Here is a 25,873-nt window from a genome sequence, read left to right on the forward strand (position 1 = left end):
CTTTTTGGTGGTACATCAGAAGTCTGCACCCAAATTCTGGTGCCTAAAATATGTGATGTGTTGCCTTCTACTGCTACGGGGCGGAAACAGTCATATGAAATACGCTCCCTGGTCATGCTGCTTTCAGATGAAGTAACCTGAATTCAACAGGGCTGAGGCCGTTCAGCCGAAGGCTGATTCGCTCATGGTTGTAGTAGTGGATATAAGCGTCAATGGCCCCTCTCAGCGCAGGAATGCTGTCAAATTCCTCCAGATAGAAGCATTCGGATTTGAGCGTGCCGAAAAAACTTTCAGCCATTGCGTTATCAAGGCAGTTGCCTTTTCTCGACATGCTCTGCACCACGCCTGCTGCCCGGAGCCTGTCCTGATAGGCGGCCATCTGGTACTGCCAGCCCTGGTCAGTGTGCAGCACGGGTGCATCCCCCGGCGTCAGCCGCGTAAATGCTTTATCCAGCATCGTATCGACCAGCGCCATCACGGGCCTTTCTGACAGGCTGTATGCGATAACCTCGCTATTGAAGGCGTCAATCACCGGGGAGAGATAAAGCTTTTCGCCGTTGACGGCGAATTTCGTCACGTCACTCACCCATTTCTCGTTGGCGCTGCTAGCCGTGAAGTCGCGTTGCAGCCGGTTAGGGGCAATTTTCCCCACCTGACCTTTCCATGAGCGGTATTTTCTGACGCGGATAACGGCGCGGAGCGACAGCTCGACCATCAGGCGCTGCACCGTCTTGTGATTAATGGGGCAACCGCCGCGCCGGAGCGCCAGCGTAATGCGGCGATAACCGTAACGCCCCTTATGGTGGTGATAAATATCCAGAATTCGTTCTTTCAGCGTCTGGTGCTTATCACCTTTCCTGAGAGCGCCGAGGTTATGGTAGAACGTGCTACGCGCCATGCCTGCTGCCCTCAGCAGGTCATTCAGCCTGTGCTCCCGGCGCAGTTCCTGAATGATAAGGACTTTACGGCGCTGAAACTTACCGCCATTCAGCCTTTCGGTTCTTTTGAGCCAGGCAACTTCAGCGCGAAGGTAGCGCAGTTCGGCCTGAGCATCAGGGGAATTATCGTGGAGTGCTGGCGGGGAGGTGATGTCCTTATGCATAGGTTCCGGCTTTTTCGGTCTTCCGCTTTTTATGCCGGAGAGCGCCCCGGCCCCTGACGTCTGAAAGCGTTTAACCCACTGGTAAACGGTACTTTCACCTGAAAGGTTAAATTTAGCGGTGGCATCGCGGAGCGAAAGTTTATCATCGATGACGGCGCGGACAACCTTCAGCCGGAATTCAGGCGTGTAATCAGCAGCTTTCCATGTCAGCCCGTCAATGCCGTGCTGCTGCCATGCGGAAATCCAGCGTCGAACTGCCGTGCGGCCCACACCAAAACGTTTAGCCGTCTCACGATAGCCATCGCTGGTGTTGAGATAATGCGTGACAACTGCGAGCCGTAATTCGAGGGAAAACTTAGGATTTCTCACTGAACTGCACCTTAATCAGTCGGGTGTCCAACTTTTGGGGTGCAGTTCATCTTGTAGGGGCTTTATTGGGTAACTAATCTGTTCTTCAACTTAGAAACATACATAACTTGGGGCACAGTATTTCTTTGAAAAGTTCAAAAGTATGAAATTGAACTTTTTTAATAAAAATCATGGCATTAAATTTTTTCACAAAAACAACTTGTAATAGTAACGATGAAGGGCAGTTGCTGGTGGATGAGGTACTCGATTACCTGAATCTGCCAGCCGAAAAACGTAAAAACGTGCAGCGCTGCCTGATCAACGATCTCAATCCTCAGGCGGTGGACCGGGCGGTAAACCGCCTGCGTGAGAATCGCGAGTTTATCCCGTTATGCGTTTCCGCGCTGGCCCGCGCGCGTGCTGACTGGCTCTACGGTATTAACATGACCCGTGCCTGGACACTTCTCGGGCGTAATGCGGGCTATGACGGTGTGCTGTCGGTTGGCCGCGTACAGACGCCGGTGCTGGGGCTGGTCGTCCGGCGCGATGAAGAGATCGAAAACTTCGTGCCGAAAGATTACTTCGAAGTGAAGGCCCATATTATCACGCCTGATGGCACTCAGTTTATCGCCAGCTGGATCCCCAGCGAAGCCTGTGAGCCGTGGCAGGATGAAGAGGGCCGTCTGCTCAAGCGTGCGCTGGCCGATCATGTGGTGGCGCGCATTACCGGCCAGCCTGCAACCGTCACCGCTTACAGTGATAAGCGTGAAAATGAGGTGGCTCCGCTGCCATTCTCCCTCTCCAGCCTGCAAATTGAAGCGGCTAAACGCTACGGGCTGAGTGCGCAGACGGTGCTGGATACCTGCCAGCGGCTCTATGAAACGCATAAACTGATTACCTATCCCCGCTCAGACAGCCGCTACCTGCCGGAAGAGCATTTTGCCGGTAGACATGCGGTATTAAAGGCGATACAAGCCCATCAGTCGCAGCTGATCCCGCCCGGAGACTTCGATGCCGATCGCAGAAACCGCTGCTGGGACGATAAAAAAGTGGATGCCCACCACGCCATTATCCCCACGGCGCGTTCCAGCGCGGTTAAGCTCAGTGAAAACGAGCAGAATATTTATGAGCTGGTGGCGCGCCAGTATCTGATGCAGTTCTGCCCCGATTCCGTGTTCCGCAAATGCGTCATCGACCTTGATATTGCGGGCGGAAAATTCGTGGCGAAAGCGCGTTTTCTTGCAGAAGCAGGCTGGCGCGCGCTGCTGGGCAGTAAAGAGCGGGATGAAGAGAATGATGGTATGCCGCTGCCGGTGGTGGCAAAAGGGGATGAGCTTCTGTGCGAGCGGGGCGAGGTGCTGGCGAAGCAGACACAACCGCCGCGCCCGTTTACCGATGCCACCATTCTTTCCGCGATGACCGGTATTGCCCGTTTTGTCCAGGATAAAGAATTAAAGAAAGTGCTGCGTGCGACCGATGGTTTAGGAACGGAAGCCACACGCGCCGGCATTATCGAATTACTGTTTCGTCGTGGCTTCCTGGTGAAGAAGGGCCGTTACATCAATTCGACTGATGCCGGACGCGCCCTGATTCACTCTCTGCCCGATCTGGCAGCGCGCCCGGATATGACGGCGCAGTGGGAATCGACACTGACGCGTATCAGCGAAAAGGCCTGCCGCTATGATGAGTTTATGCAGCCGCTGGTGCAGACCTTAACCGGCCTTATCCAGCAGGCGCGGCAGCAGCCTGCGGCGCATGCATTTCGGGGATTACCGTCCACCGGACAGAAACGTCCGGTGCGCAAAACCAGGCGTAAAGTGAAGGAGACGGAATGAGGCATTATTCGGTATTTCTGGTCGTGGCTCTGACGCTGGTGACCAGCGCAGTGCAGGCCAACAGTCGTTATCAGTCGATGCCACAACAGGGCAGCAACGGTGTGAACACAGATGTGGTGGTGGATATGCCGCCGGAAGCCTGGACGCAGTCAGAGAGACGCCAGCAGGACTGTCTCCGCTGCTGTATTTTTGAGAACCGCAACTACACAGAAGGCGCGGTAGTGAAATCTGAGGGTGTGCTGCTGCAGTGCGCGCGTGATGAACAGTCTCTTGGCACCAACAACCTGATCTGGAAGATCGTCAAATAGCCGTCGCGTGGCGCTCTGCCACGCGACCGTCAGTTAAAAGCGGAAGGTTGACCAGATGGGTGCATGGTCAGAAGGTTTCTCCATGCTCCGGATAGCATAATCAATGCCGGTCTCGACGCAGTGTGACGCCAGGTTTTTACTTGCCAGCACCAGATCAATACGTAACCCGCGATTATCATCAAACCCTTTCGAACGGTAATCGAACCATGAGAAACGGTCCGCAACTTCCGGATTGTGCTCACGCCAGGTATCAACCAGTCCCCAGCTCAGCAGGCGATCCATCCATTCGCGCTCTTCCGGCAGGAATGAGCATTTGCCGGTGCGCAGCCAGCGCTTACGGTTATCCTCACCAATACCAATATCCAAATCGGTGCTGCTGATATTCATGTCACCCATAATCAGAACCGGCTTATCAGCAGGCAGATCGTCGGTCAGCAGACGTTGCAGATCGCGGTAGAATTTCTCTTTAGCCGGAAATTTTGTAGGATGGTCACGACTTTCTCCCTGTGGAAAATAGCCATTAATCACGGTGATATCGCCAATCGGGCTGGGGATTTCCGCGACGATCAGACGGCGCTGGGATTCTTCGTCATCATCCGGAAATCCCCGACTGACCGACACGGGCTGAGCTTTGGTGAGCAATGCCACGCCATAATGGCCTTTCTGTCCATGATAGAAGACGTGATAACCGAGCTTTGACACCTCTTCCAGCGGGAACATGTCATCATGAACTTTGGTTTCCTGCAGACCGATCACATCCGGCTGATGCTGTTCGACAAGCGCCTGAAGCTGGTGCGGGCGGGCGCGCAACCCATTGATGTTAAATGAAACAAATTTCATGAGATCGACCATTGTTCAGCAAGTGATAGCCGGAGATGGTAACGATTTTTATGCATAAAGTCATGGCAGAACAGGGGAAGATTGGTCGAAAGCGGGTAAGGAATTATCGGGTAGCGCAGAAGCGCGATGCTGCACACGAACCTTAATCGAATGTTCTCATCCCTCTCCCCGCAGAACAGGAAGCTTGGGTAGTTTTTTGGGATTCGTGTGCGATTTGCAGAATGGTGGTGGGAGAAGGATTATTCGGCGCGTTGCGCCTCACCCTGCGGGCCGCGCTGAAGCGCGTTGTCTCGCAATGCTCGACACGAACCTTGATCGAAGGTTCTCATCCCTCTCCCCGCAGAACAGGAAGCTTGGGTAGTTTTTTGGGATTCGTGTGCGATATGCAGGATGGTGGTGGGAGAAGGATTCGAACCTTCGAAGTCTGTGACGGCAGATTTACAGTCTGCTCCCTTTGGCCGCTCGGGAATCCCACCAGGGATATATTGACGTGGCTTAAGATGTTTCAGATTCAGATGGTGGTGGGAGAAGGATTCGAACCTTCGAAGTCTGTGACGGCAGATTTACAGTCTGCTCCCTTTGGCCGCTCGGGAATCCCACCATGGCCTGAATCTTTCTCTCTTAAAGCGGGGCGCATCATACCAAATGCGATAAAGGTGTAAAGCGCCCACTGGCAAAACAACATCTGTTTGCCCACTTTTTACGCGTAGCGCTGAATCTGCAGACAATTCAGCACGCTGGCTGATTAAAGAATAATCGTGCGATTGCCATAAACGAAGACGCGCTGCCCCAGAACTTTGTAGAGTGCGTTGCTCAGAACATTCTTTTCTACGTCGCGACCGGCGCGCATCATCTCATCAGCGGTGTAGCTGTGATCGACGTTGATCACATCCTGCATGATGATGGGGCCTTCATCGAGATTGTCATTCACATAGTGCGCGGTGGCACCGATGATCTTCACGCCGCGCTCATAAGCCTGGTGATAAGGGCGGGCACCGATAAAGGCGGGCAGGAACGAGTGGTGAATATTGATGATCTGGTTCGGATAACGCTGCACAAAAGCAGGCGTCAGGACACGCATATATTTTGCCAGCACCACGTAGTCGGGCTGATAGCGATCAATCTCTTCCACCATGCGGTTATCGTGCTCTTCCCGCGTCAGACCCTCATGACTCACCAGTACAAAGGGAATATCGAAACGCTCAACCAGTGAACGCAGCGTGTCGTGATTACCGACTACTGCCGCGATCTCCATATCCAGGCCGCCAAAGGCGCTCTTCATTAACAGGTCGCCCAGGCAGTGCGCTTCTTTGGTGACCAGAATCACTACGCGACGACGACCGGCGCTGTGCAGTTCACGCACAGAACCCTGTGGCAGAGCGCTGTCGAGATCGGCGAGCAGGGTGTTGTCGTTGAAAATCCCTTCCAGCTCGGTGCGCATGAAAAAACGCCCGGTGCGATGATCAACAAACTCATTGTTCTGCACGATATTGAGTTCGTGCTTGTAACAAATATTGGTGATTTTGGCGATCAGACCTTTTGCATCGGGACAAATGGTTCGTAAAACTTTTCTTTGCATGGTTTGCGCTTGCATCTCAATCAGAGTCCTGTCAAAGCATTAGGGGTAAACCGCTGGGGCAGCCATCAGCTTAACCACAACATTTTTTGTATTTTTTGCCACTGCCACATGGGCAGGGATCGTTACGCCCCACGGGCGGTGCTGTACCGTCAACATAGTACCAGCGTTGATCCTCGCGAAGAAAGCGTGAACACTCATGAATGGCATGAATGTTGTCGTTCTCGCGGTATCGCGCAAAAAAGGTGACGAAAGCTTCGTTCTCATGGCTTCCATGATTACAACGGGTTACATTCAGGCTAAGCCAAACGGTACCCGGGAAACTTTCAGATAAAAGCCCTGACAGGCCGGGATGGCGTTTATCAGGATGCCAGGTCGCAACCAGATACTCCGCATTATGCTGAACATAAGCGCAATAACGGGATCGCATAAGTTGTTCAGCTGTAAAAGGAATTTGGTTGCCCTGCAGAAAGGGCTCGCAACATACGCTATACTGCTCTCCGCTACAACATGGGCAGGTTTCTGACACATTATCTCCAGAGAATGATGAGTCGATTTCACAGGCGCGCTATGTTAGCTGACCCCACGTTGTGACGCTACGTATTGACGGCAGGACCAGATACAAATGAGAAAAGTAAAAATTGGATTGGCTCTGGGGTCTGGAGCGGCCAAAGGATGGGCACACATTGGTGTGATCAACGCCCTGGAGCGCGCTGGCATTGAGATTGACGTTGTTGCAGGTTGCTCAGTCGGCGCACTGGTTGGGTCTGCCTATGTGAATAATCGTTTGCCGTTGATGCAGAAATGGGTCAGTGCATTCCGCTACTGGGATGTTATTCGTCTGATGGATGTCTCGTGGCAGCGTGGCGGACTTTTACGCGGCGAGCGGGTTTTCAACCATGTTCGTCAGCTTATCCCTAACGATGCGATTGAGCAGTGCCATAAACCTTTTGGCGTGGTGGCGACCAACCTAAGTACCGGTCGTGAACTCTGGCTCACTGAGGGCGATTTACATCAGGCCGTGCGTGCATCCTGTAGTATGCCAGGTTTATTACCACCAGTGGGCTACAATGGGTATTGGCTGGTAGATGGTGCCGTGGTCAATCCGGTGCCAGTCTCACTGACGCGTGCCCTGGGCGCAGACATTGTTATTGCCGTTGATTTACAGCATGACGCGCATTTAATGCAACAGGATCTCTTTTCCGTTACGCCTCAGAACAGCGAAGAAGAAGCCGCAGCAGCGGCATTGAGTTGGGGTGGGAAACTGCGACAGCGCCTGGTGAATTTCACCCAGCGCCGTGCATCTCAGTCGCCTGGCGCGATGGAGATTATGTCCACCTCAATCCAGGTGCTGGAGAATCGCCTGAAGATGAACCGTATGGCAGGCGATCCACCCGACGTTTTAATACAGCCGGTCTGTCCGCAAATTTCGACGCTGGACTTTCATCGTGCTGAAGAGGCTATCGAGGCAGGCAGGGCGGCCGTAGAGAAGAAAATGGATGAACTATTACCACTGGTCCGTGGCAGATAATGAAGTTGTTCATTCAAAGCGGTGACTTCGGGCAATTCTGAAAGGCGCAACTGCGTTTTATGAACCACTATTGAAATATCTGGTACGCAGGGGGAAAGAATGGAAAAACCACTACTCGGCAAAAAGATACTCATTGTCGAAGATGAGGCTGTTTTCCGTTCGTTGCTGGACCAATTTTTGTTATCGATGGGTGCTGTGACGTTACAAGCGGAAGACGGTCTGGAAGCAATTACACAACTACAACAGCATACTGTCGACCTGATTATCTGCGATCTGGAAATGCCTCGCATGAGCGGCATCCAGTTTGTTGAGCATATTCGCACCCGTGGCAATGTGGTGCCGATTTTAATCATTTCGGCCACTGAAAACATGTCTGATATCGCTCACGTACTGCGTCTTGGGGTGCAGGATGTGCTGCTGAAACCGCTGAAAAACTTTGAACGCTTCCGTGAAGCGGTCTATGAGTGTCTCTATCCCTCTATGTTCACCTCGAAAGTGGAAGAGGATGAGCAACTGTTCCAGGACTGGGATGCGCTGGTTCGCGATCCCAAAGCGGCTGCCAAGCTGCTTAAGCAACTCCAGCCTCCGGTACAACAGACGATTGCCAACTGTCGGGTTAACTACCGCCAGCTGACAATGGCTGAGCAGCCCGGACTGGTGCTTGATATCGCGGCGCTCTCCGATAAAGATCTGGCATTTTACTGTCTGGACGTCACGCGCGCCGGTGACAATGGCGTGCTGGCGGCGTTGCTGTTGCGGGCTCTGTTCAATGGTCTGTTACAGGAGCAGCTGACCGGACAAAAACAGCGCCTGCCAGAGCTTAATGGATTGCTCAGACAGGTTAATCTGTTACTCCGTCAGGCAAATCTCAGCGGTCAGTTCCCGTTGCTGGTTGGTTACTATCACCGCGGTTTAAAAAACTTGATCCTGGTTTCCGCCGGATTAAACGCCACACTTCATGTTCATACCCATCAGATTCAGCTCAGCAATGGCGTCCCTCTTGGCACTATGGGTAGCACCCATCTGAACCAAATCAGTCAGCGTGCTGATAACTGGCAATGCCATGTGTGGGGCGCGGGCGGGCGCATCCGGCTGATGCTGTCGACCGAAGAATAAGGGCTAAAAAACGAAAGATTCTGGTGCTGAGGACAGGGCCAGAGTTTAGCTTTACAGTTGGGTAATAGTCTTAATTTCGACGGTTTCATGCCTTCCAGGATAAATCCGTTCGATACTAGCTGATATACTCATTTCCGAATTTAAACCGACATATCAAGTATTAACTTGAACGGCCTATGAGAGAGGTATCTTAATGTCTGCCAATAATACCAAAGTAAAAAAAGCGGTAATCCCGGTAGCGGGTTTGGGCACGCGTATGCTCCCGGCTACCAAAGCGATTCCAAAAGAGATGTTACCGCTGGTTGATAAGCCGTTAATCCAGTATGTCGTTAACGAGTGTATCGCTGCTGGCATCAATGAAATTGTGCTGGTAACGCATTCATCAAAAAATGCCATCGAAAACCACTTTGATACCAGCTTCGAACTGGAATCCATGCTGGAAAAACGTGTTAAGCGTCAGCTGCTGGACGAAATCCAGTCAATCTGCCCGCCACACGTTACCATCATGCAGGTTCGTCAGGGCATTGCCAAAGGTCTGGGTCACGCAGTGATGTGTGCACACCCACTGATCGGTGATGAGCCATTTGCCGTTATCCTGCCAGACGTCATCATCGACGAATACGAATCCAACCCAACCAAAGATAACCTGGCAGAAATGCTGAGCCGTTATGAAGAGTCTGGCCGCAGCCAGATCATGGTTGAGCCGGTTGCCGATGTGACCGCTTATGGTGTTGTTGATTGCCAGGGCGCAGAACTGAACCCAGGCGACAGCGCGCCGATGGTCGGTGTGGTTGAGAAGCCTAAAGCGTCAGAATCACCTTCTAACCTGGCTGTAGTCGGTCGTTATGTTCTCTCTTCAGAGATCTGGCCACTGCTGGCGAAAACCCCTCCAGGTGCAGGCGGTGAAGTTCAGCTCACTGACTCCATTGCCATGCTGATGGAAAAAGAGACTGTCGAAGCTTACCACCTGAAAGGCGTGAGCCATGATTGCGGTAATAAGCTGGGCTACATGCAGGCTTTCGTTGAGTACGGTGTTCGTCATCCGGTATTGGGCAAAGATTTTTCTGAATGGCTCGATGGCGCAGTTGGCAACAAAAAGTAATTCATAAACACAGGATAACTCGATGAAAGTCACTGTATTTGGTATCGGCTATGTCGGTCTGGTTCAGGCTGCGGTGTTAGCCGAAGTCGGACATGACGTTCTCTGCATTGATGTCGACGAAAACAAAGTCGAAAATCTGAAAAAAGGCATCATTCCTATTTTCGAACCAGGTTTAACGCCGCTGGTAATGTCCAATTACGAAGCGGGTCGTCTGAAGTTCAGCACTGATGCTGAGCTGGGCGTAAACCATGGTGTTATGCAGTTTATTGCAGTCGGTACTCCACCGGATGAAGACGGCTCTGCCGATCTGAAATATGTGACCGCCGTAGCGCGCACCATTGCGCAGCATATGAACGATCACAAAGTGGTTATCGACAAATCAACCGTTCCGGTTGGCACAGCAGACAAAGTTCGTGCGGTAATGACGGAAGCGCTGAAAGCGCGTGATGCCAACATCACATTTGATGTGGTTTCAAACCCTGAATTCCTGAAAGAGGGTGCTGCAGTTAATGACTGCATGCGTCCGGAGCGTATCGTTGTCGGTACTGACAACGACGACGTGGTAGAGCTGTTACGTGAGCTTTATGAGCCGTTTAACCGTAACCACGATCGCATGATCATGATGGATATCCGCAGCGCAGAGCTGACTAAGTATGCCGCTAACTGCATGCTGGCAACCAAAATCAGCTTTATGAACGAGATGTCTAACCTGGCTGAACGTTTAGGTGCGGATATTGAAAAAGTACGCCAGGGCATCGGTTCAGATCCCCGCATTGGCTACCACTTTATCTACCCTGGCTGTGGCTACGGCGGCTCCTGCTTCCCGAAAGATGTGCAGGCGTTGATCCGTACCGCGGAGTCTATTGGCTATCAGCCACGTCTGTTACAGGCCGTGGAAGATGTGAATGACAACCAGAAAAATAAACTGCCTACCTTCATTAAGCGTCATTTTGGCGACGATCTGAAAGGTAAAACGTTTGCACTCTGGGGTCTGTCATTCAAGCCTAATACGGACGACATGCGTGAAGCCTCAAGCCGTGTGCTGATGGAAACGCTGTGGGAAGCGGGCGCTTCTGTTCAGGCGTTTGACCCTGAAGCAATGGACGAAGCGCAGCGTATCTATGGTCACCGCAGCGATCTGAAGCTGATGGGGACCAAAGAAGCAGCCCTGCAGGGTGCAGACGGTCTGGTCATCTGTACGGAGTGGCAAAACTTCCGTGCGCCTGACTTCGACATTATCAAAAATGCGCTGAAAGAAGCCGTGATTTTTGATGGTCGTAACCTGTATGATCCAGAGCGTATCAGCAAACGCGGTTTCGTTTATTATGCAATCGGCCGCGGAGCGTCTATTCAAACTGCATAATTAACGAGGGATTTATGAACTTTCTGGTCACCGGCGCCGCAGGCTTTATTGGTTTTCATGTTAGTCAGCGTCTGCTGGCCGCCGGTCACCAGGTTGTCGGTATCGACAACCTGAATGATTATTATGACGTAAATCTCAAGCATGCCCGTCTCAATTTAATTAAAGCCAACCCAGGTTTTACCTTTATTGAGATGGACCTGGCGGACCGTGATGCAATGGCATCACTGTTCGGCCAGAACAGGTTCCAGCGCGTTATTCACCTTGGCGCTCAGGCTGGTGTCAGGTATTCCATCGAAAACCCTCATGCTTACGCAGACGCTAATCTGATCGGTCACCTCAATATCCTTGAAGGCTGCCGTCATCATAAAATTGAACATCTGCTCTATGCTTCATCCAGTTCAGTTTATGGTCTGAACCGCAAGATGCCGTTCTCAACGGAAGACAGCGTTGATCATCCGGTATCATTATATGCGGCGACCAAAAAAGCCAATGAGCTCATGTCGCATACTTACTCGCATCTTTATCAGTTGCCGACAACCGGATTGCGCTTCTTTACCGTCTATGGGCCGTGGGGCCGCCCGGATATGGCATTATTCAAATTCACGCGCGCAATGATTGCCGGTGAAGCGATAGATGTTTATAACCAGGGCCAGATGAAACGCGACTTTACCTATATTGACGATATTGCTGAAGCGATTGTTCGTCTGCAGGATGTTATACCTCAGAAGGATGATCACTGGACCGTTGAAACCGGTTCACCCGCAACCAGTTCAGCCCCATATCGTGTTTATAACATTGGTAATAGTCAGCCTGTTACGTTGATGAGCTATATCGAAGCGATTGAGAAAGCACTGGGTATTACTGCGAATAAAAATCTGATGCCGATGCAACCCGGTGATGTACTGGAAACCAGTGCGGATACAAGCGCGTTGTTTGAGGCCATTGGTTTTAAACCGCAGACCGGTGTTGAAGAGGGCGTTAAAAAATTCGTTGACTGGTATCGGGATTTTTACAGCGTCTGATTTAAAGAAAAAAGGAAGCGTCTGCTTCCTTTTTTTTGCGCATCAGGCTGATACTAATGTCGCGGCACTGTTTACTGTTTCAGTAAAAAATCGTCCAGCGTTTTACCCTGTTCTTCCAGTGCTATTTTGATCACCGCAGGTGTACGTCCCTGACCGGTCCATGTTCTGGACTCACCTTTTTCATCGGTATAAGCATATTTAGCCGGGCGCACTGAGCGTTTAGCTTTTGCCGCAGTTCGGGGAGTCGCGGCCTGGGCGTTAATCAGTTCATTCGGGTCGATTCCATCGGCCAGCAACATTTCACGATACTGATTAAGTTTACGCGTGCGTTCTTCATTTTCTGCCTGAAAATGCGACTCTTCTTCGCGGCGTTCTTTTACCACCACGTCCAGTTTTTCCAGCATCTCTTCCAGTGTTTCTACGGAATACTCTCTGGCCTGGGCGCGCAGCGTACGGATATTATTAAGAACTTTTAGTGCTTCGCTCATTGTCCTGGTCTCTGAATAAGGGGAAAGTTGTGTTGCCCGCTAATAGTAGTGGTGACGTTAAATAACTTCAATCATAAAAAAAATGATCACGGCTAATAACGCTGGAAATTAAAATAACCTGAGGGGGAATAATTCATAATTATGCCGAATGAAAAATATTTTCGCTTAGTGTGATATGAAATAAATTTAATGTATTTAAGGCAGTAACAAAAATGTCATTGCTTGCATTGCAGTTAAAATAAGCAAAACTTATTCTCTTTCCTGACGCACCTGACGGTCGTCATAAACTGCCTGTTTAACGGTAAGCGGGCGGGCATTACGCTCTATTCCTCCATCGGCGTCAACGTATTCCCTGCGCTTTGTGTTAATATGCGCGCCATTCTGTTCAGTCCCGATGAAGATACGTTCCTATGGCCCAACTCTATTTCTATTACTCTGCCATGAATGCAGGGAAATCAACTGCACTGCTGCAATCTTCCTATAACTATCAGGAGCGCGGCATGCGTTCACTGGTCTACACCGCTGAGATCGATAATCGCTTTGGTGCCGGGCAGGTGAGTTCCCGCATCGGACTTTCGTCTCCCGCTGTGCTCTACAATGCAGAGACTGCACTTTACAGTGAAATTGCTGCTGAACATGCTGTGCAGCCTATTCACTGCGTGTTAGTTGATGAGAGTCAGTTCCTGACCCGGGAACAGGTCAAAGCGCTCTCTGATGTCGTGGACGATCTGGACATCCCTGTGCTCTGTTATGGCTTGCGAACTGATTTCCGGGGTGAACTGTTTGTGGGCAGTCAGTATCTGCTGGCATGGGCTGATAAGCTGGTTGAGCTTAAAACTATCTGTCACTGCGGCCGCAAGGCCAGCATGGTGCTGCGACTGGATAGTGAAGGTAAACCGTTCAGTGAAGGTGAGCAGGTCGTGATTGGCGGTAACGAAAGTTATATCTCCGTCTGTCGTAAGCACTATAAACAGGCGATAGAGCAGGGCTCGTTACAGGCGATTCATGGTGCACAGACTCCGCTGCCGTAACCCTCTTTTCAGGTAATAAAAAACCCGCCGTGGCGGGTTTTCTTATCACAGTGTCAGCGGGTCATTATCAGACCTTTTTCGCCTTCTTATCAGCCTTGATTCCTTTAACCGGCTGCTGAGCAACCGCCTGAGCGACGCTTGAGAACGGTTCAACAAATTCACGACCGTAGAAAGTGTCCAGCATAATCTGTTTCAGCTCAGCAATCAGCGGATAACGTGGGTTAGCACCGGTACACTGGTCATCAAAGGCATCATCGGCCAGTTTGTCGACTTTTGCCAGGAAGTCCGCTTCCTGCACACCCGCTTCACGGATGGAGGTCGGGATACCCAGTTCAGTTTTAATCTCATCCAGCCATGCCAGTAACTTCTCGATTTTTTGCGCAGTGCGGTCGCCCGGCGCGCTCAAACCTAAATGGTCCGCAATTTCAGCGTAGCGACGACGGGCCTGCGGACGATCATACTGGCTGAAAGCGGTCTGTTTAGTCGGGTTGTCATTGGCGTTGTAGCGAATAACGTTCGAGATTAACAGCGCATTAGCCAGGCCGTGAGGGATATGGAATTCTGAACCCAGTTTGTGCGCCATTGAGTGACAGACCCCAAGGAAGGCGTTGGCGAACGCAATGCCGGCGATAGTAGCAGCGTTGTGGACACGTTCACGCGCAACCGGATTTTTCGCGCCTTCAGCATAACTGGCTGGCAGATTCTCTTTTAACAGTTTCAGTGCCTGCAGTGCCTGCCCATCAGAGTACTCATTTGCCAGCACAGAAACGTAGGCTTCCAGCGCGTGGGTCACTGCATCCAGACCACCAAAGGCGCAGAGTGAACGCGGCATATCCATCACCAGGTTAGCATCGACAATCGCCATATCCGGGGTCAATGCATAGTCAGCGAGTGGATATTTCTGACCTGTCGCGTCATCGGTCACCACGGCGAACGGTGTGACTTCTGAACCGGTCCCGGAGGTCGTGGTGATGGCCACCATCCGTGCTTTTACGCCCATTTTCGGGAATTTGTAGATACGTTTACGGATATCCATGAAACGTAACGCCAGCTCTTCGAAGTGGGTTTCCGGATGTTCGTACATCACCCACATGATTTTCGCGGCATCCATCGGGGAACCACCACCCAGTGCGATGATGACATCAGGCTTGAAGCTGTTCATCTGCTCGGCACCTTTACGCACGATGCTCAGCGTCGGGTCAGCTTCAACTTCGAAGAAGACTTCGGTTTCGATGCCGTGTGATTTCAGCACGCGGGTGACCTGGTCGGCATAGCCGTTGTTGAACAGGAAACGGTCAGTGACAATAAAGGCACGTTTCGCGCCATCCGTTGCCACTTCTTCCAGCGCAATAGGCAGTGAACCCCGACGGAAGTAGATGGATTTAGGAAGTTTATGCCACAACATATTCTCAGCTCGCTTGGCGACAGTTTTGGTATTAATCAGGTGTTTTGGACCGACGTTTTCTGAAATAGAGTTACCGCCCCATGAACCACAACCCAGCGTCAGAGAGGGGGCCAGTTTAAAGTTGTAGAGGTCACCGATACCGCCCTGTGAAGCCGGCGTGTTGATCAGAATACGCGCAGTTTTCATTTTGTCGCCGAAGTAGTGCACGCGCTCAGTCTGGTTGTCCTGGTCGGTATAAAGGCAGGAGGTGTGACCGATACCGCCCATCGCGACCAGTTTCTCCGCTTTATTAACCGCATCCTGGAAATCTTTCGCCCGATACATCGCCAGCGTTGGGGAGAGTTTTTCATGGGCAAAAGGTTCAGATTCATCCACGAGTTTCACTTCACCAATCAAAATTTTCGTGTCTGCTGGTACGGTTAGCCCGGCCATCTCCGCAATTTTAAATGCCGGTTGACCCACGATGGCCGCATTGAGGCCGCCGTTTTTAAGGATGATATTCTGAACTGCACTCAGCTCGGCGCCCTGCAGCATGTAACCACCATGGCTGGCAAAACGTTCACGCACTGCGTCATAGACCGAATCAACCACGATTACCGATTGTTCTGAGGCGCAGATCACGCCGTTATCAAACGTTTTCGACATCAGAATTGACGCAACGGCACGTTTCACATCGGCGGTTTCATCAATCACCACCGGCGTATTACCGGCACCCACACCAATTGCCGGTTTGCCGGAGCTGTAAGCCGCTTTCACCATTCCCGGTCCACCAGTGGCGAGAATCAGGTTGATATCGGGGTGATGCATCAGCTGGTTTGACAGCTCAACAGATGGGGCGTCGATCCAGCCGATAATGTCTTTAGGCGCACCGGCGGCAATCGCGGCCTGCAGGACGATATCTGCCGCTTTATTCGTTGCGTCTTTGGCACGTGGATGTGGCGAGAAAATGATACCGTTGCGGGTTTTGAGGCTGATTAGCGCTTTGAAGATGGCGGTTGAGGTTGGATTGGTGGTCGGGACGATACCGCAAATCAGGCCAATCGGCTCGGCGATGGTGATGGTGCCGAAAGTATCGTCGGTGGCTAACACACCGCAGGTCTTTTCATCTTTATAGGCGTTGTAGATATATTCTGAAGCAAAATGGTTTTTAATGACTTTGTCTTCGACGATGCCCATACCGGATTCGGCAACAGCCATCTTAGCAAGGGGGATGCGGGCATCTGCGGCAGCGAGGGCGGCGGCACGAAATATGGCGTCGACCTGTTCCTGAGAAAAATTGGCATATTCACGCTGGGCTTTTTTTACACGTTCAACCAGTGCATTGAGTTCAGCGACATTGGTTACGGCCATGGTGTTCTCCTGAAGGAAGTTAAACTTTTTTAGTAAACAATCCTGCGCCCTGAGTATAGCTATGCTCAAAAAATGCGCTATATCAGGATGTAATGACAGGATTTTCAACTGCTTACTGAATAAGTCTTGCGTTGTCTGTGAAGACGTTTTCATTGATGCCGCTAATACTTCCGTTGTGAAAATATTACCTGGTTTGGGGTAGGTCAATTTTGATGCAGATCAATTTAACCGCAGGCTGACACCTTTCAGCACGGCGCTGATCCTTTATCAGCTCAAATGGACTTTCACATGCTGGCAGTCAGCCTGGTAGCGTCTAAATCCAGTCACTTTTTAATCTCTGGTGTAAAGCGCTAAAGGAGCGTTCATTCATCTATATAAATAGCTGGCTCAGCATCTGGTGTACGGGTCTGTTTTCACATACATTAGGCGCGTTTCCCCCCTGTGGTACGGAGTTAAAGTCGTGAACCCTGCGCTGTTAGATTTATCAGGCTATATAAAATTTTTTGTCGGGCTCTTTGCGCTGGTCAATCCAGTGGGCATTATTCCGGTGTTCATCAGCATGACCCGATATCAGGGCGTGGCTGAGCGTAATAAAACTAACCTTACCGCTAATCTTGCGGTGGCCATCATTCTCTGGACGTCACTTTTTCTGGGCGATGCGATTCTGCATGTGTTCGGTATTTCGATTGACTCTTTCCGCATTGCGGGTGGGATTCTGGTCGTCACCATTGCGATGTCGATGATCAGCGGCAAGCTGGGTGAGGATAAGCAGAACAAGCAGGAAAAGTCAGAAACGGCGATCCGTGAAAGCGTGGGCGTTGTGCCTCTGGCGCTGCCACTGATGGCGGGGCCAGGTGCTATTAGCTCGACAATCGTCTGGAGTACCCGTTATCACAGCTGGCTGAACCTGATGGGGTTTACCCTGGCAATTGCTATCTTTGCCTTCTGTTGCTGGTTACTGTTCAGGGCTGCACCATTAATGGTGCGTATTCTCGGCCAGACCGGCATCAACGTCATTACCCGTATCATGGGTTTGTTACTGATGGCACTGGGCATTGAATTTGTTGTAACCGGTATGAAGTCTATTTTTCCCGGTCTGCTGAATTAAACCCTCACTTATTTCAGGCAATGAAATGAAGTAATGATCCGTAATGGTGCAAAATGGCCTTTCATTGCACTATTACGATGCAATTATTCGCGATACTTAAAATAGAGGCACGATTATAAATTTCATTACTGCGTGTTTGCTCACAGACTTTTTCGTGGGAAATAATGTCACTATTTTCACACGATATTCTCCTCTGCACTTTTAACTCTGCCTCATAATCCGCCACAATATTACGGTAAGCCTGAATTTCATCATGCTGAAGCCGGATTTATCAGTATGAATGCCAAAACAGGCACAATTTGTCACCTGATCCTGCTCCGCAAAGAGCTTTCCGGCTAAAACGCCTATTTTTCATATTGATATGAAATTTTCAGAACGAAAATTAACACTTCCGCTTCGTGACATCTCATGATAAAAGAGAATTAGTTAACATTTTCGTTATTTTGCTTTGGCGCCCCTTAACGCCTTCTGATAATTTTTGGCTTAACGTGAATTTTTTCTCTGAAAGCCCAAAGTGAGAACGCTTTTTGCTTAAGCCTATCGGGATACTTAAATAAGGTTGGCGTTTCGGATGATTGGGATAAAGAACTTGCAGCAAAAGCGGTCCTCACTCGCAGGTGTTCTGTTACTGGCGTTTTCACCGGCCTATGCCGCCACCGTTCCGCCGGGAACGGCACTGGCTGCGCAACAGCAGATGGTGATTAATAACGGAAGCGAAGTCTCTTCACTGGATCCGCATAAAACTGAAGGCGTGCCGGAGTCCAATATTATTCAAAATCTGCTGGACGGACTGGTCAATACTGACAACAGCGGTCAGGTCGTGCCAGGCGTCGCCAAAAGCTGGGAGAATCCGCAACCTACCGTCTGGATTTTTAATCTGCGGGGTGATGCAAAGTGGAGCAATGGTGAGCCGGTGACCGCGAATGATTTCGTCTACAGCTGGCGTCGCCTGGTGGACCCGAAAACGGCGTCGCCTTATTCAAGCTATCCGCAGGCAGCCCATTTTGCCAATATCGATGCCATCCTTGCCGGTAAAGCGTCACCTGATCAACTGGGTGTGAAAGCGCTGGATGCCCATCGTCTGCAGATTACCCTGAGTGAACCAGTGCCTTACCTGGTCGCGATGCTGGCGCATACCGCGATGAAGCCGGTTTATGAACCGGCCATTAAGCAGTGGGGTGAAGCCTGGACGCGTCCGGGTCATTACATTGGTAACGGCGCTTATACGCTGGACGACTGGATCGTAAATGAAAAAATCGTCCTGAAACGCAATCCACAATACTGGGACAATGCCCATACGGTCATTGAGCAGGGGACATTTCTGCCTATCGCCTCTGAAAACAGTGATATCAATCGCTACCGCAGCGGCGGCACGGATATGACCAACAGTGCGGTGCCGCCGGAGATGTTTGGCAAACTGCGCAAAGAGCTGGGCGACGAAGTGAAAGTCAGTCCATTGCTCTGTACGTTCTACTACGAAATTAACAATAAAAAGGCGCCGTTCACCGATGCACGGGTTCGTGCCGCGCTGAAAATGACCCTCGATCGCGAAGTGATTGCCAATAAGATCATGGCCCAGGGACAAATTCCCGCCTATAGCCTGACACCGCCTTTCACCGCCGGTATCAAACTCACGCCGCCTGCCTGGTTCACCTGGACGCAGGCGCAGCGTAATGACGCCGCGAAGAAGCTGCTGGCCGAGGCAGGCTTCGATGCTGCCCATCCGCTGACCTTTACGCTGCTCTATAACACCTCAGATCAGAACAAACGGCAGGCGATTGCAGCTGCCTCGATGTGGCAGAAAAACCTTGGCGCGAAAGTGACACTGCAGAATCAGGAATGGAAAACCATGCTGGAGACCCGCCATCAGGCGCAGTATGACGTGGTCCGTGCTACCTGGTGTGCCGATTACAACGAACCCTCAACCTTCCTGAATATGCTAATCAGCAACGCCTCGATCAACACCGCGTTTTACAGCAGCGCGACCTTCGATCGTCTGATGAAGGAAACGCTGACGGCGGGCAGTGAGGCGCAGCGCGCCGACCTGTATCAGCAGGCTGAAACACAACTCGACAAAGACTCACCAATTGTGCCAGTTTACTACCGCGTAAGTGTGCGCCTGGTAAAGCCCTGGGTTGGCGGCTTTACGGGCAAAGACCCGCAGGACATGACAGACCTGAAGTACTATTTCATCAAACAACACTGATCTGATTGCCCGTACGGCGAGACAGTCGGGAACGCATCAACGTACAGACCATTTTGGGGTCAATCTCCCTGGTAACAGGCCAGGGAGCCCGGAGACGGGGGACGCCGGGGCAGCGCATCGCCACGGTGACGATAATAAAACTGGAGTGTAATAATGAACAACATCACGAAAAAAAGCCTGATAGCAGCGGGGGTTTTCGCCGCAGTGAGTGCTTTGGCAGGGAATGCGGCTTTCGCAGCAAATGTGCCCGCAGGGGTTGAGCTGGCCGCTAAACAGGAGCTGATTCGCGGCAATGGCGATGAAGTGCAGTCGCTCGATCCGCACAAAATCGAAGGCGTGCCGGAAGACAACGTGGCGCGCGATCTTTACGAAGGTCTGCTGGTCAATGACAGCAACGGTAAACCGATTCCGGCTGTAGCGGAAAGTTACGAAAATAAAGACTTCAAAGTGTGGACGTTCCACCTGCGTAAAAATGCTAAATGGTCCAACGGCGAGCCGGTGACCGCGCAGGACTTCGTTTACAGCTGGGAGCGTCTGGTCGATCCTAAAACCGCTTCACCGTACGCCAGTTATCCGCAATATGGTCATATCCTGAACGTCGATGACATCATTGCCGGTAAAAAACCGATTACCGATCTGGGCGTGAAAGCCCTGGACGATCACACGCTGGAAGTCACGCTGAGTGAGCCGGTTCCCTATTTTGATAAACTGCTGATCAACTCCGTAATGTCACCGGTTTATAAACCGGCGATTGAGAAGTTTGGCGATCAGTGGACTCAGCCACAGAACTGGGTCGGCAACGGTGCCTTTAAACTCGACGCGCACGTGATCAACGAGCGTATCACCCTGGTGCGTAACCCGAATTACTGGGACAACGAACACACCGTGCTGAACAAAGTCACCTTCCTGCCAATCAGTTCCGAAGTCAGCGACGTTAACCGTTACTTCTCTGAGAACGGCAGCGACATGACTTACAACAATCTGCCGATTGAGCTGTTTAAGAAACTGCAGCGTGACAACGGCAAAGAGCTGCACGTCGATCCTTATCTCTGCACCTATTACTACGAAATCAACAACCAGAAAGCGCCATTCACCGATCCACGCGTTCGCGCCGCCCTGAAGCTGGGTCTGGATCGTGACATCATGGTTAACAAAGTGCTGGCGCAGGGCCAGAAGCCGGCCTACAGCTACACGCCGCCATCAACCGACGGCATGGATATCCTGCCGCCAGACTGGTTCAAATGGTCACAGGACAAACGTAATGCCGAAGCGAAAAAGCTGCTGGCTGAAGCCGGCTATACCGCCGACAAACCGCTGACCTTTAACCTGCTGTACAACACCTCCGATCTGCACAAGAAACTGGCGATTGCCGCCTCGTCGATCTGGAAGAAAAACATCGGTGTGAACATCAAGCTGGAAAACCAGGAGTGGAAAACCTTCCTGGATACCCGTCATCAGGGTAACTTCGATGTATCGCGTGCGGCCTGGTGTGCGGACTATAACGAACCCACTTCATTCCTGAACACCATGCTGTCTAACAGCAGCAGTAACACCTCGCACTATAAGAGCGAGGCGTTTGACAAAGTGATCCGTGACGCGATTAAGGCACCGGATGCGAAAGCCCGCGCAGTGGATTATCAGAAAGCGGAGCAGATCCTGGATAAAGACAGCACCATCGTACCGGTTTACTACTACGTAAATACGCGTCTGGTGAAGCCTTATGTCGGCGGTTATACCGGTAAAGATCCACTGGATAAAACCCTGGATAAAGACTTCTACATTATCAAACACTAATAGCATTCAGGCTATCAGCAGTGGCGGCGCGTCTGGCGCCGCCTTTTTTACTTATTTATATGTTGTGATGCAACAGCCTGGTAGGTACGGCAATGTTAAAATTCATCCTGCGTCGCTTGCTTGAAGCGCTTCCGACGCTGTTCGTCCTGATCACCATCTCCTTCTTTATGATGCGCCTGGCACCCGGCAGCCCGTTTACCGGCGAGCGCACCCTGGCCCCGGAAGTGATGGCCAATATTGAGGCGAAATATCACCTCAACGATCCCATCGGTAAGCAGTATGTTGATTACCTGCTGCAGCTGGCGCACGGCGATTTCGGCCCTTCGTTTAAATACAAAGATTATTCGGTCAACTATCTGGTCGCGCACGCGTTCCCGGTCTCAGCCAAACTCGGCCTGGCCGCGTTCCTGCTGGCGGTGATACTGGGCGTCACGGCGGGTGTGATCGCCGCGCTTAAACAGAACAGTATATGGGACTTCGTGGTGATGGGGGTGGCAATGACCGGCGTGGTGATACCGAGTTTCGTGGTCGCGCCGCTGCTGGTTCTGCTCTTCGCCATCACCCTGAAATGGCTGCCCGGCGGTGGCTGGAACGGTGGTCAGTGGAACTACATGCTGTTGCCGATGGTGGCGCTGTCGCTGGCGTATATCGCCAGTATTGCGCGTATCACTCGTGGTTCAATGATTGAAGTGATGCACTCCAATTTTATCCGCACCGCGCGCGCCAAAGGCTTGCCGCTGCGCCGCATTGTGTTGCGTCATGCGCTCAAGCCCGCATTGCTGCCCGTGATTTCCTACATGGGACCGGCGTTTGTCGGCATCATCACCGGTTCGATGGTGATTGAGTCGATCTACGGTCTGCCGGGTATCGGTCAGCTGTTTGTGAACGGCGCGCTGAACCGTGACTACTCTCTGGTGATGAGCCTGACCATCCTGGTCGGTTTGCTGACCATTCTGTTTAACGCGATTGTTGACGTGCTCTATGCCGTTATCGATCCCAAAATTCGTTACTGATTGCGGAGTTCGCCATGATGTTAAGTAAGAAAAACAGCGAAGCTCTTGATGCGTTCAGTGAAAAGCTGGAAGTAGAAGGGCGCAGTCTCTGGCAGGACGCGCGTCGTCGTTTTATCCATAACCGGGCAGCCTTAATCAGTCTGCTGGTGTTGTTAGTAATCACGCTGTTCGTGATTTTTGCGCCGATGCTGGCGCATTTCACCTACGACGATACCGACTGGTCCATGATGTCCTCACCGCCCGATACGACATCCGGTCACTGGTTTGGCACCGATTCATCGGGACGTGACATACTGGTCCGTGTGGCCATCGGTGGTCGTATCTCACTGATGGTGGGCGTAGCGTCTGCGCTGATTGCGGTGATCGTCGGCACGCTGTATGGCTCAATAGCCGGTTACCTGGGCGGCAAAACCGACTCGGTGATGATGCGTATTCTGGAAATTCTCAACTCCTTCCCGTTTATGTTCTTCGTGATCCTGCTGGTGACCTTCTTTGGTCGTAATATCCTGCTGATTTTTGCCGCTATCGGCATGGTTTCATGGCTGGATATGGCGCGTATTGTGCGCGGCCAGACGCTGAGCCTGAAGCGCAAAGAGTTCATCGAAGCGGCGCATGTCGGTGGGGTATCAACCTGGAAAATCGTGGTACGTCACATCGTGCCAAACGTGCTGGGCGTGGTGGTGGTTTACGCTTCGCTGCTGGTACCGAGCATGATCCTGTTTGAATCCTTCCTGAGCTTCCTGGGTCTGGGGACACAGGAGCCGCTGAGTAGCTGGGGCGCGCTGCTGAGCGACGGGGCTAACTCAATGGAGGTGTCGCCGTGGCTGTTGCTCTATCCGGCGGGCTTCCTGGTGGTCACGCTGTTCTGTTTCAACTTTATTGGCGATGGCCTGCGTGATGCCCTCGACCCGAAAGATCGTTAAGGAGTTTCCCGATGACTATTCATGAATTCCAGCCAGCGATGGCGGCCCGCGCGGGAAGCGAACAGCTACTTACGGTCAAAGATTTACGCGTGACCTTTGGCACGCACGATGGGGATGTTACCGCCGTCAACGACCTGAACTTCTCGCTGCGCGCCGGTGAAACGCTGGGCATTGTTGGCGAGTCTGGTTCTGGCAAGTCACAAACCGCCTTTGCCCTGATGGGGCTGCTGGCAAAAAATGGCCGCATTGGCGGCTCAGCAATGTTCAACGGTAAAGAGATCCTGAATCTGCCTGAGAACCAGCTCAATAAACTCCGCGCCGAACAGATTGCGATGATCTTCCAGGATCCGATGACCTCACTGAACCCCTATATGCGGGTAGGCGAGCAGCTGATGGAAGTGCTTAAGCTGCACAAAGGGATGAATAGCGCCCAGGCATTCGAAGAGTCCGTAAGGATGCTGGATGCGGTGAAAATGCCGGAAGCACGCAAACGCATGAAAATGTACCCGCATGAATTCTCCGGCGGAATGCGTCAGCGTGTGATGATCGCCATGGCGCTGCTGTGCCGCCCAAAATTGCTGATTGCCGATGAGCCAACTACCGCGCTGGATGTGACGGTGCAGGCGCAGATTATGACGCTGCTCAACGACCTGAAACGCGAGTTCAACACCGCCATTATCATGATCACCCATGATCTCGGCGTGGTGGCAGGCATCTGCGACAAAGTGCTGGTGATGTATGCCGGACGCACTATGGAGTATGGCAGCGCCCGTGATGTCTTCTACCAGCCAGCCCATCCTTACTCAATTGGCCTGCTTAATGCGGTGCCACGTCTGGATGCGATTGAAGGCGAAACCCTGGCCACCATTCCGGGCAATCCACCGAACCTGCTGCGTCTGCCGCAGGGCTGCCCGTTCCAGCCGCGTTGTCCGCACGCGATGGATATCTGCACCCAGGCACCGCCGCTGGAACCGTTTGGCAATGGCCGTCTGCGTGCCTGCTTTAAGCCGGTGGAGGAGTTAGTATGAGCACCGTAGCTGAAAAAAGAGTGTTACTGGAAATCGCCGATCTCAAGGTGCATTTCGACATTAAAGATGGCAAACAGTGGTTCTGGCAGCCATCAAAAACCCTGAAAGCGGTGGATGGTGTCAGCCTGCGTCTGTATGAAGGTGAAACCCTGGGCGTGGTGGGCGAGTCGGGTTGCGGTAAATCGACGCTGGCGCGCGCCATTATCGGCCTGGTTAAGGCAACCGAAGGTCGTGTCGCCTGGTTAGGCCGCGATCTGCTGGGTCAGAGCGAAGAGGAGTGGCGCAAAGCCCGCAGCGATATCCAGATGATATTCCAGGATCCCCTGGCGTCCCTGAACCCGCGCATGACCATCGGCGATATCATCGCAGAGCCGCTTCGTACTTATCATCCAAAAATGGCGCGTCAGGAAGTCAAAGACCGTGTCAAAAATATGATGATGAAAGTCGGGCTTCTGCCAAACCTGATTAACCGCTACCCGCATGAGTTCTCGGGTGGGCAGTGTCAGCGTATCGGTATCGCACGTGCGCTGATTCTGGAGCCGAAGCTGATTATCTGTGACGAGCCGGTGTCTGCACTGGATGTCTCGATTCAGGCGCAGGTGGTGAACCTGCTGCAGCAGTTGCAGCGGGAAATGGGCTTGTCGCTGATTTTCATTGCGCACGATCTGGCGGTGGTGAAACACATCTCTGACCGGGTGCTGGTGATGTATCTGGGGCATGCGGTGGAGCTGGGGACTTACAAAGAGGTCTACACCAATCCGCAGCATCCATACACCCGTGCGCTGATGTCTGCTGTACCGATTCCCGATCCGGATAAAGAGAAGAACAAGGAGATTCAGCTACTGGAAGGGGAGCTGCCGTCGCCGATTAATCCGCCATCCGGCTGCGTATTCCGCACCCGTTGTCCGATTGCCGGTCCGGAATGTGCGAAAACCCGTCCGCTTCTGGAAGGCAGTTTCCACCATGCGGTATCCTGTCTGAAAGTCGACCCGCTATAATGCAAAACGCCGGGCACTTGCCCGGCGTTTTCTTATCTGCTTTGACGCTTATTCACGCCACAGGATATGACAGAGCTTGTGGTCTTTTTCGCGACACAACAACACGCGAGCAAAGACGTCGGTAATCGGTTCACCGTCCGCTTCACCCAACCCAATCACCACCTCGGCGAAAAAGTCAGGGTTCAGATCGAAATCGACATGATCTTTCCAGTCTTCAGACGGATCAAACAGCTCTGCGCCACCGCGCTCTTCGAACTGCAGATTGAAGAGAATGACGTCTGCCGGGTCAAGATTGTCGACAGCCAGCTCAAGAAAGATATCGTAGGCTTGTTCCAGCGTTTCATCTTCGGTAAGGCGATTATTTAAATCCATAGTCTGTCCTGTCG

21 protein-coding genes, 2 tRNA genes, 1 other RNA gene and 1 pseudogene are annotated in these 25,873 nt (G+C 51.9%); 15 read left to right on the plus strand and 10 right to left on the minus strand.

Annotated elements, in window-relative coordinates; genetic code table 11:
- Positions 1–112: 112 nt before the first annotated feature.
- On the minus strand, positions 113–1,471 hold the full coding sequence (locus NP77_RS23305; RefSeq protein WP_082040842.1) for an IS3 family transposase: 1,359 nt from the start codon (positions 1,469–1,471) through the stop codon (positions 113–115).
- A 215-nt stretch (positions 1,472–1,686) separates the two neighbouring features.
- On the opposite strand from NP77_RS23305, the pseudogene NP77_RS10810 reads away from it, so the two are divergent.
- Both NP77_RS10810 and NP77_RS10815 read left to right on the plus strand, forming a co-directional pair.
- Positions 1,687–3,285, plus strand: a pseudogene (locus tag NP77_RS10810) (DNA topoisomerase III); the annotation flags it as partial.
- On the plus strand, positions 3,282–3,593 hold the full coding sequence (locus NP77_RS10815; protein ID WP_003852760.1) for a YnjH family protein: 312 nt from the start codon (positions 3,282–3,284) through the stop codon (positions 3,591–3,593). The pseudogene NP77_RS10810 and the gene NP77_RS10815, both read left to right, overlap by 4 nt.
- Before the next feature lie 33 nt (positions 3,594–3,626).
- On the opposite strand, the gene xthA is transcribed toward NP77_RS10815, so the two are convergent.
- The 6 genes from xthA to NP77_RS22950 all read right to left on the minus strand — a co-directional run bounded on the left by xthA (position 3,627) and on the right by NP77_RS22950 (position 6,538).
- Positions 3,627–4,433: an exodeoxyribonuclease III gene (gene xthA, locus NP77_RS10820; RefSeq protein WP_033762790.1), complete on the minus strand. Its 807-nt coding sequence runs from the start codon at positions 4,431–4,433 to the stop codon at positions 3,627–3,629.
- A gap of 222 nt (positions 4,434–4,655) precedes the next feature.
- Positions 4,656–4,783: non-coding RNA, RtT sRNA (locus NP77_RS22945), on the minus strand.
- 41 nt (positions 4,784–4,824) lie between these two features.
- Positions 4,825–4,909: transfer RNA gene (locus tag NP77_RS10825), tRNA-Tyr, on the minus strand.
- A 40-nt stretch (positions 4,910–4,949) separates the two neighbouring features.
- A tRNA-Tyr gene (locus tag NP77_RS10830) sits at positions 4,950–5,034 on the minus strand.
- A gap of 144 nt (positions 5,035–5,178) precedes the next feature.
- A complete protein-coding gene (purU, locus tag NP77_RS10835) occupies positions 5,179–6,027 on the minus strand; it encodes a formyltetrahydrofolate deformylase (protein ID WP_003852258.1) in 849 nt (282 codons plus the stop codon).
- A 55-nt stretch (positions 6,028–6,082) separates the two neighbouring features.
- The gene (locus NP77_RS22950) at positions 6,083–6,538 is read right to left on the minus strand and encodes a YchJ family protein (protein WP_071591703.1); all 456 of its coding nucleotides are present in this window, start codon (positions 6,536–6,538) and stop codon (positions 6,083–6,085) included.
- 96 nt (positions 6,539–6,634) lie between these two features.
- Between NP77_RS22950 and rssA the strand changes: the two genes are divergently transcribed.
- The 5 genes from rssA to NP77_RS10870 all read left to right on the plus strand — a co-directional run bounded on the left by rssA (position 6,635) and on the right by NP77_RS10870 (position 12,143).
- Positions 6,635–7,540: a patatin-like phospholipase RssA gene (gene rssA / locus NP77_RS10850; protein WP_003852252.1), complete on the plus strand. Its 906-nt coding sequence runs from the start codon at positions 6,635–6,637 to the stop codon at positions 7,538–7,540.
- Between the two features lie 99 nt (positions 7,541–7,639).
- A complete protein-coding gene (rssB, locus tag NP77_RS10855) occupies positions 7,640–8,656 on the plus strand; it encodes a two-component system response regulator RssB (protein WP_003852251.1) in 1,017 nt (338 codons plus the stop codon).
- Positions 8,657–8,849: 193 nt separating this feature from the next.
- Positions 8,850–9,758: a UTP--glucose-1-phosphate uridylyltransferase GalU gene (galU, locus tag NP77_RS10860; protein ID WP_008925296.1), complete on the plus strand. Its 909-nt coding sequence runs from the start codon at positions 8,850–8,852 to the stop codon at positions 9,756–9,758.
- 22 nt (positions 9,759–9,780) lie between these two features.
- Positions 9,781–11,121: a UDP-glucose/GDP-mannose dehydrogenase family protein gene (locus NP77_RS10865; protein ID WP_003852248.1), complete on the plus strand. Its 1,341-nt coding sequence runs from the start codon at positions 9,781–9,783 to the stop codon at positions 11,119–11,121.
- Positions 11,122–11,135: 14 nt separating this feature from the next.
- Entirely contained in the window at positions 11,136–12,143 is a 1,008-nt protein-coding gene (locus NP77_RS10870) for an NAD-dependent epimerase (RefSeq protein ID WP_003852243.1), read from the plus strand.
- A 71-nt stretch (positions 12,144–12,214) separates the two neighbouring features.
- Here NP77_RS10870 and hns read toward each other — a convergent pair whose 3' ends face one another.
- Positions 12,215–12,631, minus strand: coding sequence for a histone-like nucleoid-structuring protein H-NS (gene hns, locus NP77_RS10875; RefSeq protein WP_003852241.1), 417 nt, complete (start codon positions 12,629–12,631; stop codon positions 12,215–12,217).
- A 410-nt stretch (positions 12,632–13,041) separates the two neighbouring features.
- Here hns and tdk point away from each other — a divergent pair, with 410 nt between their 5' ends.
- Positions 13,042–13,662, plus strand: a complete 621-nt coding sequence (tdk, locus tag NP77_RS10880) for a thymidine kinase (RefSeq protein WP_003852240.1) — start codon at positions 13,042–13,044, stop codon at positions 13,660–13,662.
- Positions 13,663–13,729: 67 nt separating this feature from the next.
- Here tdk and adhE read toward each other — a convergent pair whose 3' ends face one another.
- Positions 13,730–16,417, minus strand: coding sequence for a bifunctional acetaldehyde-CoA/alcohol dehydrogenase (gene adhE / locus NP77_RS10885; protein WP_039660120.1), 2,688 nt, complete (start codon positions 16,415–16,417; stop codon positions 13,730–13,732).
- 460 nt (positions 16,418–16,877) lie between these two features.
- Here adhE and NP77_RS10890 point away from each other — a divergent pair, with 460 nt between their 5' ends.
- The 7 genes from NP77_RS10890 (at position 16,878) to oppF (ending at position 25,487) form a co-directional block, all read left to right on the plus strand.
- Positions 16,878–17,525, plus strand: coding sequence for a YchE family NAAT transporter (locus tag NP77_RS10890; protein WP_003853931.1), 648 nt, complete (start codon positions 16,878–16,880; stop codon positions 17,523–17,525).
- 571 nt (positions 17,526–18,096) lie between these two features.
- The gene (locus tag NP77_RS10895) at positions 18,097–19,731 is read left to right on the plus strand and encodes an ABC transporter substrate-binding protein (protein ID WP_039660122.1); all 1,635 of its coding nucleotides are present in this window, start codon (positions 18,097–18,099) and stop codon (positions 19,729–19,731) included.
- Between the two features lie 153 nt (positions 19,732–19,884).
- Positions 19,885–21,525: an oligopeptide ABC transporter substrate-binding protein OppA gene (gene oppA / locus NP77_RS10900; protein ID WP_008925291.1), complete on the plus strand. Its 1,641-nt coding sequence runs from the start codon at positions 19,885–19,887 to the stop codon at positions 21,523–21,525.
- A 92-nt stretch (positions 21,526–21,617) separates the two neighbouring features.
- Positions 21,618–22,538 carry an oligopeptide ABC transporter permease OppB gene (gene oppB, locus NP77_RS10905; protein ID WP_003853929.1) on the plus strand — a complete coding sequence of 307 codons (921 nt, stop codon included), beginning with the start codon at positions 21,618–21,620 and terminating at the stop codon, positions 22,536–22,538.
- Positions 22,539–22,552: 14 nt separating this feature from the next.
- A complete protein-coding gene (oppC, locus tag NP77_RS10910) occupies positions 22,553–23,461 on the plus strand; it encodes an oligopeptide ABC transporter permease OppC (RefSeq protein WP_003853926.1) in 909 nt (302 codons plus the stop codon).
- Between the two features lie 11 nt (positions 23,462–23,472).
- On the plus strand, positions 23,473–24,489 hold the full coding sequence (locus tag NP77_RS10915) for an ABC transporter ATP-binding protein (protein ID WP_003853924.1): 1,017 nt from the start codon (positions 23,473–23,475) through the stop codon (positions 24,487–24,489).
- Entirely contained in the window at positions 24,486–25,487 is a 1,002-nt protein-coding gene (gene oppF, locus NP77_RS10920) for a murein tripeptide/oligopeptide ABC transporter ATP binding protein OppF (protein ID WP_003853922.1), read from the plus strand. The genes NP77_RS10915 and oppF overlap by 4 nt, the downstream gene beginning before the upstream one ends.
- 48 nt (positions 25,488–25,535) lie before the next feature.
- On the opposite strand, the gene NP77_RS10925 is transcribed toward oppF, so the two are convergent.
- Positions 25,536–25,859 carry an HI1450 family dsDNA-mimic protein gene (locus NP77_RS10925; protein ID WP_003853921.1) on the minus strand — a complete coding sequence of 108 codons (324 nt, stop codon included), beginning with the start codon at positions 25,857–25,859 and terminating at the stop codon, positions 25,536–25,538.
- Positions 25,860–25,873 lie beyond the last annotated feature (14 nt).

It is taken from the genome of Pantoea sp. MBLJ3 (genome assembly GCF_000816655.1).
Lineage (GTDB): Bacteria > Pseudomonadota > Gammaproteobacteria > Enterobacterales > Enterobacteriaceae > Pantoea > Pantoea eucalypti.